General features: G+C 48.7%; 13 protein-coding genes. 7 read left to right on the forward strand and 6 right to left on the reverse strand.

The features are described from left to right. Window positions 1-57 precede the first annotated feature (57 nt). From fruA to fruB, 3 genes are read right to left on the reverse strand one after another with little or no spacing between them, the layout of a single operon-like run. Entirely contained in the window at window positions 58-1,749 is a 1,692-nt protein-coding gene (gene fruA / locus GC128_RS12000) for a PTS fructose transporter subunit IIBC (RefSeq protein ID WP_151994492.1), read from the reverse strand. 16 nt (window positions 1,750-1,765) lie between these two features. Beyond that, window positions 1,766-2,704, reverse strand: a complete 939-nt coding sequence (fruK, locus tag GC128_RS12005; RefSeq protein WP_064554903.1) for a 1-phosphofructokinase — start codon at window positions 2,702-2,704, stop codon at window positions 1,766-1,768. After that, window positions 2,701-3,834, reverse strand: a complete 1,134-nt coding sequence (gene fruB, locus GC128_RS12010) for a fused PTS fructose transporter subunit IIA/HPr protein (RefSeq protein ID WP_151994493.1) — start codon at window positions 3,832-3,834, stop codon at window positions 2,701-2,703. The genes fruK and fruB overlap by 4 nt, the downstream gene beginning before the upstream one ends. 371 nt (window positions 3,835-4,205) lie before the next feature. Between fruB and setB the strand changes: the two genes are divergently transcribed. Continuing rightward, window positions 4,206-5,387 (forward strand): sugar efflux transporter SetB, encoded by a 1,182-nt coding sequence (gene setB, locus GC128_RS12015; protein ID WP_151994494.1) that lies wholly within the window; start codon window positions 4,206-4,208, stop codon window positions 5,385-5,387. Here the strand turns inward: setB and GC128_RS12020 are convergent. Continuing rightward, a complete protein-coding gene (locus tag GC128_RS12020) occupies window positions 5,384-5,638 on the reverse strand; it encodes a YkgJ family cysteine cluster protein (protein ID WP_074391982.1) in 255 nt (84 codons plus the stop codon). The genes setB and GC128_RS12020 overlap by 4 nt on opposite strands. Before the next feature lie 167 nt (window positions 5,639-5,805). Between GC128_RS12020 and yeiP the strand changes: the two genes are divergently transcribed. After that, entirely contained in the window at window positions 5,806-6,378 is a 573-nt protein-coding gene (yeiP, locus tag GC128_RS12025; protein WP_064512540.1) for an elongation factor P-like protein YeiP, read from the forward strand. 75 nt (window positions 6,379-6,453) lie between these two features. Here yeiP and GC128_RS12030 read toward each other — a convergent pair whose 3' ends face one another. Beyond that, a complete protein-coding gene (locus tag GC128_RS12030; protein WP_151994495.1) occupies window positions 6,454-6,918 on the reverse strand; it encodes an Lrp/AsnC family transcriptional regulator in 465 nt (154 codons plus the stop codon). Window positions 6,919-7,082: 164 nt separating this feature from the next. On the opposite strand from GC128_RS12030, the gene GC128_RS12035 reads away from it, so the two are divergent. Then, window positions 7,083-7,505 (forward strand): DUF2000 domain-containing protein, encoded by a 423-nt coding sequence (locus tag GC128_RS12035; RefSeq protein WP_151994496.1) that lies wholly within the window; start codon window positions 7,083-7,085, stop codon window positions 7,503-7,505. Window positions 7,506-7,581: 76 nt separating this feature from the next. Here GC128_RS12035 and uxuA read toward each other — a convergent pair whose 3' ends face one another. Beyond that, a complete protein-coding gene (uxuA, locus tag GC128_RS12040) occupies window positions 7,582-8,775 on the reverse strand; it encodes a mannonate dehydratase (RefSeq protein WP_151994497.1) in 1,194 nt (397 codons plus the stop codon). A 211-nt stretch (window positions 8,776-8,986) separates the two neighbouring features. Here uxuA and GC128_RS12045 point away from each other — a divergent pair, with 211 nt between their 5' ends. From GC128_RS12045 to mepS, 4 genes are all read left to right on the forward strand, one after another. Next, entirely contained in the window at window positions 8,987-10,450 is a 1,464-nt protein-coding gene (locus GC128_RS12045) for a mannitol dehydrogenase family protein (RefSeq protein ID WP_151994498.1), read from the forward strand. 133 nt (window positions 10,451-10,583) lie between these two features. After that, complete coding sequence (locus tag GC128_RS12050; RefSeq protein WP_151994499.1) at window positions 10,584-11,564, forward strand: CobW family GTP-binding protein; 981 nt, start codon at window positions 10,584-10,586, stop codon at window positions 11,562-11,564. 41 nt (window positions 11,565-11,605) lie between these two features. Then, on the forward strand, window positions 11,606-12,313 hold the full coding sequence (locus GC128_RS12055; RefSeq protein ID WP_151994500.1) for a phosphatase PAP2 family protein: 708 nt from the start codon (window positions 11,606-11,608) through the stop codon (window positions 12,311-12,313). Window positions 12,314-12,734: 421 nt separating this feature from the next. Continuing rightward, window positions 12,735-13,301 carry a bifunctional murein DD-endopeptidase/murein LD-carboxypeptidase gene (gene mepS, locus GC128_RS12060; RefSeq protein ID WP_151994501.1) on the forward strand — a complete coding sequence of 189 codons (567 nt, stop codon included), beginning with the start codon at window positions 12,735-12,737 and terminating at the stop codon, window positions 13,299-13,301. The last annotated feature ends 90 nt before the right edge of the window (window positions 13,302-13,391 follow it).

Consider the following 13,391-nt stretch of genomic DNA (forward strand, 5'->3'; position numbering starts at 1 on the left):
AAAATATGGGCATAAAAAAAGGGCAGAGAATTCTCTGCCCCGATTAGACTCGTTTACTTATGCAGCTTTTGCGACAACTTCTGCTTCCGGACGTTTCAGGAAGGCATAAGACAGACCCGCCAGCAACGTTCCTGCAATTATCGCAATCAGATAACCCACAACCGGGGTAATCGCACCTGGGATTAACAGAACAAACAAGCCGCCATGTGGAGCCATCAGTTTAGCGCCTACTGCCATGGAGATTGCACCAGTCACCGCACCACCAACGATACAGCATGGAAGAACACGCATTGGATCACGTGCTGCAAACGGGATAGCCCCTTCGGTGATAAAGCACAGACCCAGAACCATCGCCGCTTTGCCGCCTTCTTGCTGAGCTTTGTCGAATTTACGACGCGCAATAAATGTTGCCAGACCCATAGCCAGCGGTGGCACCATACCTGCTGCCATAATGGCGGCCATCGGTGCGTAAGTTTGGGTGCTGAGTAACCCGACACCAAATGCGTAAGCCGCTTTGTTAACCGGCCCACCCATATCAGTACACATCATACCGCCAAGGATTGCGCCCAACAGTACCGCATTCGCGGTGCCCATAGTTTGCAGCCAGTGAGTCAGACCTTCGAGGATTTTCGAAACCGGCGTACCGATCAGATAAATCATCGCCAGACCCACAATCAGGCTTGAGAACAGTGGAATGATAAGGATTGGTTTCAATGCTTCCATGCTTGGTGGCAGTTTCAGCTTGGTGCTAATCATCTTAGCAACGTAGCCTGCGAGGAAGCCCGCAATAATCCCGCCGATAAAACCAGAACCGGTGCTAACGGCTAACATACCGCCGATAAGACCCGGCGTCAGGCCTGGTCGGTCAGCGATAGAAAACGCAATGTAACCCGCCAGAACCGGCACCATCAGCGCAAAGGCTGAACCACCACCGATTTGCATCAGTGCCGCAGCCAATGTACCTGGTTCTTTAAATGCTTCGATACCAAAAGCGAACGACAGCGCGATACATAGACCGCCCGCGACCACCATCGGTAGCATGAAGGAAACACCGGTTAACAGATGGCGATAAGCACCTACCGACTCTTTTTTTCCTTCATTCGCGCTGGCTGCACTCTGCCCTGTCGCTGAAAAAGGCTTAGCCTCAACAACAGCTTTATCAAGCTCTTGTGCCGTTTTCTTCAGTGCCAGACCTGTTGAGGTGCGATACATCGGTTTGCCCGCAAATTTTGCCAGGTCAACTTCGATATCGGCCGCAACAATGACTAAATCGGCCTCAGCTACTTCTTCAGGGGTAATTGCATTACCTGCGCCAACCGAGCCGCGTGTTTCAACCTTTACCCACCAGCCACGTTTTTTCGCTTCGGTTTCAATGGCTTCAGCAGCCATAAAGGTATGCGCGACGCCCGTTGGGCAAGCTGTTACTGCAACAATGCGTTTTGGCCCTTTAGCCAGCTCGACCGGTGCAACACTCGCTGGAGCGGTATAAGGCTTCGCTTTATCTTTCGCTTCACCTAAAAACAGTTCCGGGTGCTGAACTGCACGGTCGATATCACCCAGATATACCTTTTTGCCATTCAGCGAGCTATCGGCAGGAATGGCGGTCCCTACAACGATTGCCATTTCAGCATCGTTTGGATTGTCGATAATCTGCAAACGCGCTTTTTGCGCGGCTGAACCCAGCAATGTTTTCGCGAGGTACGCACGAGCTTGCCCAAGACCTGGTTCAATAATCAGCAGCGTTTTCATAGTTCCTCTCCTGCTGTCAGTTAAATGGTTTCAGATCAACACGGGCCATCATAGCCGCCAGTTGAGTACGATCTGTAATTCCGACATTGCTCTGACTTACCGCCAGCGCAGCCACTGCCGTCGCTAAACGCAGGGTATGTTCGCTGGATTCACGCATTAACAGGCCGTAGATAAGCCCGCCGACCATAGAATCCCCCGCACCTACGGTACTGACGACTTCGCATACTGGCGGTTTCGCTATCCACTCACCCGATGCGTTAACCCAAAGAGCACCTTCGGCGCCCAGCGAAATCACCACATGCGCAATTCCTTGCTCACGTAGCGCATGGGCTGCTTCAATCACATCTTTCATTTCTGGCAATTTTCGACCAGCCCAGATTTCCAGCTCGCGGCGGTTTGGTTTAACCAACCACGGTGCAGCTTTCAGACCTGCGACTAAGGCTTCACGGCTGCTGTCGAAAATGATGCATGGGCACTGGCTACGTAGCCGCTTCATCCAGTCAGTGAAAGCATCAGGTGAAACGCCCGCAGGCAAGCTGCCACTAACACACACCATGTCAAACTGGCCAAGCCAGCTCAGGGAATCAGCAACAAAACGCTCCCAATCTGCAGGAGTTACATCAAAGCCTGAGAAATTGAAGTCGGTAACTTCGCCATCTTTCTCAGTCAGTTTTACGTTGATGCGGGTACGGCCTTGCACCACCTGAAAACGGTTGGCAATACCCAACTCACTGAACAGTTGCTGAAAACCATCCTGGTTATCTTTACCCAGGAATCCACCTACCGTGACATCGATGCCAAGGTCTTTAAGAACTTTAGCAACGTTAATCCCTTTACCGGCGGCATGCAGACCCGTAGTGCGCACAAGGTTAACTTCACCACGTTCAACTTCAGGGGTGTAACCGACCAGGTCGTAAGCCGGATTTAACGTAATTGTTGCGACACGACGACTCATGCTGCCCCCTCACCAAGACCGGCAGCAACCGCTTCACCAATGGCTTTCAGCGCAAGTTCAGCATCCTCACCTACGGCCGTAAAGCGCAGGTGGTGGCCTTTTTTCACGCCCAGAGCGACGACTTTCATCAGGCTGCGACCATTGGCTGGCTTCCCGGTTCCATCAAGGTTTGTCACGGTAATCTCGCTATTAAATTGTTTAATGGTATTCACCAGCACCGTACCAGGACGGGCGTGTAGACCATGTTCATTGCGAATCTGGAAATCTGCACTCAGGCTATTTTGTTCAGCTGGGACATCAGTGGTCAGCAACGTCAGCAACCCAGGTGCATCTGCGTTCAGCAAACGGTCAGCATTGTTGTTTATCAACATATCGCTCAGGCGATTGAGAACTTGTAAGGGTTGGTCGTCGGCCACTGCAACCGTCATCAACAGCGATACCGGTTGGCCGTCTGCTTCAAAAACTGATGCTGGGCGGCTGATTGCCACAGCACTCGCGAGGTTGCCTTCGGTGCTGTCGTTAAGCCAGATACCCTGTCCAAGATAGAGTGGTTTGCTGGAAACTACGTGGCTTACAAAAGCAGAGTTGGCAGCACCCGCCTGTTTAATGCGACCGGCATTTAATGCCTGAAGCGTCATCAGGTCGGTGGCGGTAACATCTAACGCCAATAATGAGTTATCAAACAGCAAAGATGCAGATTGTTTTTCGCCCATTAGCAATGCGCGAAGCTCTTCTGCTGAAGTCGCGGTTTTGAGTTGTTCAGCAACTTCGTCATCACTGAGCACATGTGTCAGCTGACGCAGTAAACCAAGGTGTTCGTCAGAACGAGCTGCAATGCCAATTACAATGTAAGCTTTCTGGCCCTCGCCCCATTCTATTCCTTGTGGAAACTGGAACACCTTAACGCCGGTTTTCAATACCAGATCACGGGTATCAGTAGTGCCATGTGGGATAGCAATACCGTTACCTAAGTAAGTGGAGGTTTGCAGCTCGCGAGCCAGCATACCTTCTACATAGCCAATACTGACGTTGCCTGCCTGCGCGAGCGCAGTGGCAACCAGACGTATGGCTTCTTCTTTATTTCCGGCACTAACGCCCGGATGAATATCCTGCACAGATAACTGGAACATGGTTCTCCTCTCCTGCTGAATTGAAACGATTCAGCTGCAATGAGAAAAAATGCGCCATCCCACTCCTGAAACTAAATAAGACGACGCTGAAACGTTTCAAGTAGTGTGGAGATCCTCCACGATTCAGGCAAGATATGTTGTATTTTCGTTACCAGAATTTAGAGGTTACGCACATTTTCACTCCCATCTAAGCCGAAAAAGTGAGCAGTATCACGGTACGTTCAGCACACAATTTATAAGCATCAGCTTTTGCTGAACATAGCCAGGAACAGCGTTTTAACTTTTCGTGTTGCTTTTGATTTGAACAACTGTTTATTTCCAGGCAAGGCGCGTAAACTCCGCGCGTTCATTGACCAGCCGACACTGAGAGCATGCAAAACTCCCCCATAGCAGCAACACGCAAGCCCCTTGACTTAACTTCTTCAGCCTTTTTGATTGTAGCTTTTTTAACCGGAATTGCGGGGGCATTACAAACCCCAACGCTGAGCCTGTTTTTGACGGAAGAAGTCCATGTTCGTCCTGCGATGGTAGGTTTCTTTTTCACCGGCAGCGCCATCATAGGTATTTTGGTCAGCCAGTTTCTTGCGGGGCGTTCTGATAGGAAAGGCGATCGCAAATCGCTTATTTTTGTTTGCTGCTTGTTGGGTGCATTAGCCTGCGTGCTATTTGCCTGGAACCGTAACTATTTTGTGTTGCTGTTTGTCGGTGTTTTCCTCAGCAGCTTTGGCTCCACTGCCAACCCGCAGATGTTTGCCCTTGCGCGCGAACACGCTGACCGTACGGGCCGTGAAGCGGTGATGTTTAGCTCTATTTTACGTGCACAGGTCTCCCTTGCATGGGTTATTGGCCCGCCTATCGCCTACGCGCTGGCTTTAGGTTTTGGTTTTACCACCATGTATCTGAGCGCGGCCTTTGCATTTGTGGTTTGCAGCGTGATGGTACGGCTGCTCCTGCCATCAATGCGTAAAGAGGTGGTAACTAAATCCGCCACGCTTGAAGCTCCGCGCCGTAACCGTCGTGATGCCCTACTGCTATTCGTCGCCTGCACCATGATGTGGGGCTGTAACAGTCTCTACATTATTAATATGCCCCTTTACATCATTAATGAATTACATCTGCCGGAGAAGCTGGCGGGAGTGATGATGGGGACAGCTGCCGGGCTTGAGATCCCAACAATGCTTATCGCAGGCTATTACGCCAAACGTTTTGGTAAGCGTTTTCTAATGCGTATTGCGGGAGTCGCAGGTCTGCTGTTCTATATTGGTATGTTGACGTTACATAACGAATTCATGCTGCTGGGCCTGCAACTGCTGAACGCTATTTTCATCGGCATTTTGGCGGGTATTGGGATGTTGTATTTTCAGGATTTAATGCCAGGACAGGCGGGAGCGGCTACCACGCTATATACCAATACGACGCGTGTCGGTTGGATTATTGCAGGCTCGATGGCCGGTGTAGTTGCAGAAATCTGGAACTACCACACAGTGTTTTATATCGCGCTGGGAATGATAGCCATCACCGCTTATTGCATGATGAAAATTAAAGATATCTAGGGTGCAGTCGCAGCTTCCAGATAGATCAGGTAATCCATGGCTTGCTTGCGCGTTGTACCGCACATTTCCCGCGACGGTTGCAAGTTTGCGCAAACCTTTGGTCTTAGCGGTGAAAGAAAGATTTTACAGCGCATATCTGCGCCAAGCTGAACACATGGAGTATCAGCGGGCTTGCCATCTGGCATGCCAGGAATAGGACTTGATACAGAAGGCGCGGTACAACACGCGCCGCAATCGGGACGACAGTCCATCAACAATACTCCAGTGGGCTGACAAGGATCAGGACTCTAGCAGTAGCAGTGCGGCTTTACTACGTAGATTTATGCACTATCTGCAATGAAATCCGCTTGCCTGAAAGACGCCTCCCGAGTAATTTGACGCAATATTTTCGCTCCTCAATTTTTTACAGGAAACACCGATGCCAAGAGCTAATGAAATCAAAAAGGGTATGGTACTTAATTACAACGGCAAGCTGCTGATTGTTAAAGATATCGATATCCAGGCACCTAGCGCCCGTGGCGCAGCAACGCTTTATAAAATGCGTTTTTCTGATGTCCGTTCTGGTCAGAAAGTTGAAGAGCGCTTCAAAGGTGATGATATTGTCGACACCATCACTCTGACCCGCCGTTACGTTGACTTCTCTTACATTGACGGCAACGAATACGTGTTCATGGATAAAGAAGATTACACGCCGTATATCTTTACCAAAGATCAGATTGAAGAAGAGCTGCAATTCATTCCGGAAGGCGGCATGCCAGACATGCAAGTTCTGACCTGGGATGGCCAGTTGCTGGCGCTTGAACTGCCACAAACTGTGGACCTGGAAATTGTTGAAACCGCACCAGGCATAAAAGGCGCGTCAGCAAGCTCCCGTACTAAGCCTGCAACAATGTCTACTGGCCTGGTTATTCAGGTTCCAGAATATATGGTGACCGGTGAGAAAATCCGCATCCATATTGCTGAAAAGCGTTCTATGGGTCGCGCAGACTAATACGTGTTTTGCAGTTTAACCGACAGACATCCAAACCCGCTTCGGCGGGTTTTTATTTTGGGAGAAATATTTGTGCTATTTCTTAATGGGATAGCTTACCAGCGGTTTGATCTCCTTTAGCACAAACATACTCTGCATTTCTTTAATCCCCGGCAAACGACGTACCACTGACATAGCAAAGTCCGCATAAGAATCCAGATCGCGCGCGACGACCTGCAATAAGAAATCGGCATCACCACCGATGCTGTAGCACGCAACCACATCCTCAAGTGCCGCGACTTCTTCTTCAAACTTCTTCGCTTCTGATTCACTGTGGCTGTCTATGGTTACACGAACGAACACCATTACTGCCAGGCCTATCTTGCGACGGTTAAGTACTGCGCGGTAACCCTGAATCACTTCGTCTTCTTCAAGCTTGCGTATTTTTCGCCAGCAAGGTGATGCTGACAACCCAATTGAATCGGCTACAGACTGGTTCGTCATGCGCGCATCGTTTTGTAAAAGAGTCAGAATCTTTACGTCTGTTGTGCTTATGGTCATCAGGTCAGATCCTTTTAATTTTAGATAATAAACGGGTCAATCCTGCCTTATTTTGTGCATTTTTCAAGCTATTTAGGCAGCAATTTCCCGCTAGCTTCCTGCATTATATTGTTCACAAAGAGCGACTCCATGAGCCATTTCAGATTCCCCTGCGAGGATAAAATATGAAGTTTGACGCCAGCCAACATCGAAGCACGATTATTATTGATAAAGACCTGAGCCCTGGGCTTGCCATCAACGCAGCCAGCGTTATTGGTATGAGTTTCGGCCATACGGTGGAAAACCTGGTGGGTCCTGACATGCAAAGTGCAGATGCCGTCAATTATCCTGGCGTTATTTATGCCCCTTTGCCGATTCTCCTGGCACCTGGCGCTTATATACAGGAGCTGCTCAGCATTGCTGAAACAGACGAAGAAATTTATACGATGCCCTTCAGCGCCTTGGCGCAGTCATGTAAGACCTACGATGAATATGGGGAACGTATTTCTGCTGTATCCAGCAATCATATTGAACTGGTAGCAATAGGGTTAATTGGGCCGAAGAAAAAAATCACCAGGCTCACGGGTAACCTGGGTCTGTATAAATAGGCATATGTTGCAGCCATAAAAAACGCGCCAGGAGGCGCGTTTTTTACATCAATTTTTTACATCAATAATGTTCAGCTTACTTCAGCAAGTCAGGGAACATTGTTTGTTTCAGTGCCAGTTCCACACCGCGAACTTCAGCCAGACCTTTCAGACGACCAATCGCTGAATAACCTGGGTTAGTTTTCTTGTGCAGATCGTCAAGCATCTGGTGGCCGTGATCCGGACGCATCGGGATCGGGCGCAGATCGCCGGCGTTTTTACGACGTTGTTCTTCAGCCAGAATCGCTTTCACCACTGCAACCATGTTCACATCACCTTGCAGGTGCGCGCCTTCATGGAAGGTTTTCGGGTTATCTTCGCGGCAAGTTGCACGCAGATGAGTAAAGTGAATGCGATCGCCGAAGGTTTCAATCATGCGAACCAGGTCGTTGTCAGCGCGAACGCCATAAGAACCGGTACACATGGTGAAGCCGTTATAAATGCTATCGACCGTTTCTTTCAGCCATTGCATATCTTCAATGGTAGAAACGATGCGCGGCAGGCCCAGGATTGGTCGCGGTGGATCATCCGGGTGAACTGCAAGACGAACGCCAACTTCTTCCGCTACCGCAACAATTGCACGCAGGAAGTACGCCATATTTTCGCGCAGCTGTTCTTTACTGATGCCGTCATATTCAGCAAGACGTGCACGGAACTGGTCAAGAGTGTAACCCTCTTCCGCACCTGGTAAACCAGCAATGATATTGCGGGTCAGTTTTTCTTTTTCGGCATCAGACATATTGTTGAAGTAGCCCAGCGCCTGGCGCTGCTCTTCTTCGCTGTAGTCAGCTTCAGCGCCTTCGCGCTTGAGGATGTGCAGCTCAAATGCTGCAAATGCAATCTGGTCAAAACGCAGAGCGCGTGAACCATCTGGCAATTCATATTCCAGATCAGTACGTGTCCAGTCCAGAATCGGCATGAAGTTGTAGCACACGGTGTCGATGCCACATTCTGCCAGGTTACGAATGCTTTGCTGGTAGTTTGCGATATGCTTATCGAAGTCGCCGGAGTGAGTTTTAATTTCTTCGTGCACCGGAATACTTTCTACTACAGACCAGGTCAGACCTTTTTCCGCCAATACAGCCAGGCGCTCTTTGATGTCAGCAACCGGCCAAACTTCACCATTTGGGATGTGATGCAAAGCAGTAACGACACCGGTCGCGCCCGCCTGACGCACATCATCCAGAGATACCGGGTCTTTTGGGCCGTACCAACGCCATGTTTGTTCCATCGACAGTTCCTCAGTTTAAGTTGTCATACCAATTCTAGAATGCTGTATTGACTACTACCATACCGGATTCTCGCTTACGGTCAAATTTTGCAATGATATTGGTTGATCCAGCTCACATTAAAGGGATAAAGACAGCAGACCAATTCAATTTGCTGTCATATAACTTTAGACTGAGCCATGTTACCAATTGGTTAATCAGGATTTGCATTTTATGAACACAATTGCTTCAGTCACGTTACCTGCCGATATTCAACAGCCTAATTATGACCGCCGGGCGTTAAAAACTCGCATCGTCCACTTTGGTTTTGGTGCGTTTCACCGCGCACACCAAGCGCTGCTGACCGACCGGGTACTCAATAAATTGGGGGGAGACTGGGGCATTTGTGAAATTAGTCTGTTTAGCGGCGACAAACTAATGAGTGCGCTGCGTGCACAGGACCATTTGTATACCGTATTGGAAAAAGGTCGTGAAGGTAATCAGGCGATTATTGTCGGCGCGGTTAACGAATGCCTGAATGCAAAACTCGATGGACTGGGTACCATTATTGAAAAGTTCTGCGAGCCACAAGTTGCGATTGTCTCCCTTACTGTGACTGAAAAGGGCTATTGCATCGACCCGGCGACCGGGAAACTGGATAGCAGTAACGAGCGTATTATTCACGACCTACAAAACCCTGAAGAACCACATTCGGCTCCGGGCATTTTGGTGGAGGCACTTAATCGTCGCCGCGAACGTGGACTGCACCCATTTACCGTACTTTCTTGCGACAACATTCCCGACAACGGCCATGTGGTGCGTAACGCCGTGATTGGCATGGCGGAAACGCGCAGCCAGGAATTAGCCGACTGGATCCGCGAACATGTCACCTTCCCAAGCACCATGGTCGACAGAATCGTACCTGCTGCCACGCCTGAATCACTGCAAGAAATCACTGACACACTGGGTGTTGAAGACCCATGCGCGATTTCTGGCGAGCCGTTTATCCAGTGGGTCATTGAAGATAACTTTGTTGCAGGCCGCCCGGCATGGGAAGAAGTTGGCGTCGAAATGGTTAACGACGTGATGCCATGGGAACAAATGAAGTTACGCATGTTGAACGGCAGCCACTCATTCCTCGCCTATCTCGGCTATCTCGCAGGCTATCAGCATATAAATGATTGCATGGCAGATGAGAATTTCCGCAAGGCGGGGCACCGTTTGATGATGCGCGAACAAGCGCCAACACTGCGCGTTACGGGCGTAAATCTACAGCAGTATGCCCATAACCTGCTCGAGCGTTTTGACAACCCGGCGCTGAAGCACCGCACATGGCAAATTGCGATGGACGGTAGCCAAAAACTGCCGCAACGGATGCTAGAAAGTGTGCGCTGGCATCTGCAACAAGGCGATGAGTGGCCATGCCTGGCATTAGGCGTTGCCGCCTGGATGCGCTATGTCAGCGGTATTGACGACGCGGGTAACGAAATTGATATTCGCGATCCGTTAGCTGAAAAAATTAAAACACTGGTCGCAAACAGCCCTGTTAATGAACGCGTTAATGCCGTACTCAGCCTGCATGAAATCTTTGGCAGCGACCTGCCTGCTGATGAACAATTCGTCGCGCGTATTACCGCTGCATGGAATGAGTTATGCAGCAAAGGTGCGCGAGCAACGGTCGCAAACCTTATCGGTTAATTTAACAATCAATGCCTTTAAACCCGCTTCACAAGGATGTGGAGCCGTCCGGGCTTCATTTTTTGGTAATTGTTGTTCAGGATAGTGATAATTGAACATCACGTAAGGTCCACTCAACCTGTCCGGAGCACTTGTGACTAAAACCAACCTGATTACCGGTTTCCTCGGTAGCGGCAAAACCACTACCATTCTGCATTTACTTGCCAATAAGCCCGAGCATGAAAAATGGGCTGTGCTGGTCAACGAATTCGGTGAAGTCGGAATCGACGGCGCGTTATTAGCCGACAGCGGTGCTTTGCTGAAAGAAATTCCCGGCGGCTGTATGTGTTGTGTAAATGGACTGCCGATGCAGGTAGGGCTCAATACTTTGCTTCGCCAGGGCAAACCTGACCGTCTGCTCATTGAACCGACCGGGCTTGGTCACCCAAAACAAATCCTCGATATGTTGACCGCCGAAGTTTACCAACCCTGGATCGAACTCAACGCCACTCTGTGTCTGCTTGACCCACGCCAGTTGCTTGATGAACGGGCAGTCAATAATGACAATTTCCGCGATCAACTTGCTGCTGCTGATATCGTCATTGCAAATAAAGAAGACCGTGCCAGCGATGAAAGCCGCGCGGCTCTTAACGAGTGGTGGCTGCGTGAGGGTGCTGGGCGGGAAATGATCACCGCGCAAAATGGTCATATCGATATTAGCCTTCTTGATAAACCACGCCAAAACCTGCGCGAGATACCATCCAGTCCGGATCATAACCACAGTCATGCAGCAACACGTGGGCTAGCGGCATTAAGTTTGCCTGAACATCAACGCTGGCGGCGCAGCATCAATAGTGGCCAGGGCTATGTGGGCTGCGGATGGATTTTTGATGCCGACACACTATTTGACACAGTAGGTGTTCTGGAATGGGCTAGACTTGCTCCTGTCGACCGCGTCAAAGGTGTGCTGCGTATTGCGGAAGGTTTAGTACGGATCAACCGTCAGGGCCTTGATTTCCATATTGAAACGCAGAATGCCGCACCACCTGACAGCCGCATAGAGTTAATACATAGCGGTGACGTTGACTGGAATGCGCTACAAACTACATTGTTGAAGCTACGTTTAAGTTTGTGAGCCTACCCTTTCGTCTTTGTTAAAATATCTAATGATTTCGTATGAATAATATTCGATTACCTCTCATCCTGATGCTTAATGCACTTGGGTTAGCACTATTTTTTAGTTGGTACCTGCCCGAGGGGCATGGTTTTTGGTTTACCCTGGACTCCGGGATCTTCCATTTCTTTAACCGCGAGCTGGTGAAGAGTCACGCCTTCCTTGTGTTTGTTGCCGTGACCAATAATCGGGTGTTTGATGGCATTTCGCTATTAGCGATGGGTTCACTGTTTTTCTGTTACTGGCGCAAAGAGTCAGCGACAGGCCGCCGACGCATGTTCATCATGGGTATTGTGATGTTATTTTGCGCAATTATTATCAATCAACTTGGCCATTTGATTCCCGAATCTCACGTCAGCCCAACGCTCTATTTCACGGATATTCACCGTGTCAGCGAATTGCTGCATTTCCCAACTAAAGATGCGTCTAAGGATAGTTTCCCTGGTGATCATGGATTAATGCTGCTGATTTTCACCGGCTTCATGCTGCGATATTTCGGTAAAAAAGCGTTTGCTATTGCTGTAATTATTTTCCTTATTTTCATCATGCCGCGCATGATGATTGGCGCACATTGGTTCACTGATATCTTCGTCGGCTCGTTATCTATTGCTCTCGTTGGGTTGCCCTGGGCTCTATTAACCCCATTAAGCGATGGGTTAATTAATCTCCTGGATCGTTATTTACCCGTCAAAAAAAGAACAATTCAATAACAACAAATAAACATTATTTTCAGCAATCATCAGAAACCAGAAATGATTGCTGTCTGTTTTTTAGTCACTCACATGGAGCGACTAATATTTAACCTGCCATCTTCATTAGATAAATGAAGTACCTGCACAGATAAGCAACAGTTCTGGTTAACAACTATGCAATATTACTTTTTACCTTTTAACATCACAATTTCTTATAAAATTTCAGAGAAAACCGCTCGCCATGCCTGATTTGATGAGGTAACCTCGAATACGTTTTGCGCTGAAGCCCAATTCATTTGTTATGTGAATAATTTTGTGCGACAAACCACAGTTTTGTTCATTAGCATTTGTCTCATGGCGCGCAGGTAATTAGTCTCGTCACGTTGGTATTTTGTATAACGATATTTATCGTAAAGGACATCAAGGGATAACAAACATAATGGTCAAGTCTCAGCCTATTTTGAGATATATCTTGCGGGTAATTCCCGCCGTTGCTGTGGCAGTATTGCTGTCAGCATGTAGTTCGACAAACACCGCAAATATGCATTCTGAGACGCATGCAGTCGGCAATAAAGATGGTTTTTTACTGCAAGCTTCTCAGGATGAATTCGAAGAGATGGTCCGTAATGTAGATGTGAAATCACGTCTTATGGATCAATATGCAAGTTGGAAAGGCGTTCGTTATCGCCTCGGTGGCAGTAATAGAAGCGGCATTGATTGTTCTGCATTTGTGCAGCGCACATTCCGTGAACAATTTGGTTTAGAGTTGCCTCGTTCAACTTCTGAACAGCAGGATTCAGGTAAATCGATTTCACGTAGTAAATTACGTACTGGCGATTTAGTTCTGTTCCGTGCGGGTTCAACGGGTCGACATGTTGGAATCTATATCGGTAACAACCAGTTTGTACATGCTTCCACCAGCAGTGGTGTGACGATTTCAAGCATGGATGAGCCTTACTGGAAAAAGCGTTACAACGAAGCGCGACGTGTATTGAGCCGTAGTTAATGCGCTCCTTGCAGACAGTTACTCCCTTGGCTGTTCTGCAAGACAACAATATGACGAGACAAAACAACGCTGCTTATGCAGCGTTTTTTA

It is taken from the genome of Buttiauxella massiliensis, assembly GCF_902500225.1.
Lineage (GTDB): Bacteria > Pseudomonadota > Gammaproteobacteria > Enterobacterales > Enterobacteriaceae > Buttiauxella > Buttiauxella massiliensis.

Coding starts and splice junctions, on each gene's coding strand:
- fruA (WP_151994492.1), bottom strand. CDS start 1,749: ATGAAAACGCTGCTGATTATTGAACCAGGTCTTGGGCAAGCTCGTGCG.
- fruK (WP_064554903.1), bottom strand. CDS start 2,704: ATGAGTCGTCGTGTCGCAACAATTACGTTAAATCCGGCTTACGACCTG.
- fruB (WP_151994493.1), bottom strand. CDS start 3,834: ATGTTCCAGTTATCTGTGCAGGATATTCATCCGGGCGTTAGTGCCGGA.
- setB (WP_151994494.1), top strand. CDS start 4,206: ATGCAAAACTCCCCCATAGCAGCAACACGCAAGCCCCTTGACTTAACT.
- GC128_RS12020 (WP_074391982.1), bottom strand. CDS start 5,638: ATGGACTGTCGTCCCGATTGCGGCGCGTGTTGTACCGCGCCTTCTGTA.
- yeiP (WP_064512540.1), top strand. CDS start 5,806: ATGCCAAGAGCTAATGAAATCAAAAAGGGTATGGTACTTAATTACAAC.
- GC128_RS12030 (WP_151994495.1), bottom strand. CDS start 6,918: ATGACCATAAGCACAACAGACGTAAAGATTCTGACTCTTTTACAAAAC.
- GC128_RS12035 (WP_151994496.1), top strand. CDS start 7,083: ATGAAGTTTGACGCCAGCCAACATCGAAGCACGATTATTATTGATAAA.
- uxuA (WP_151994497.1), bottom strand. CDS start 8,775: ATGGAACAAACATGGCGTTGGTACGGCCCAAAAGACCCGGTATCTCTG.
- GC128_RS12045 (WP_151994498.1), top strand. CDS start 8,987: ATGAACACAATTGCTTCAGTCACGTTACCTGCCGATATTCAACAGCCT.
- GC128_RS12055 (WP_151994500.1), top strand. CDS start 11,606: ATGAATAATATTCGATTACCTCTCATCCTGATGCTTAATGCACTTGGG.
- mepS (WP_151994501.1), top strand. CDS start 12,735: ATGGTCAAGTCTCAGCCTATTTTGAGATATATCTTGCGGGTAATTCCC.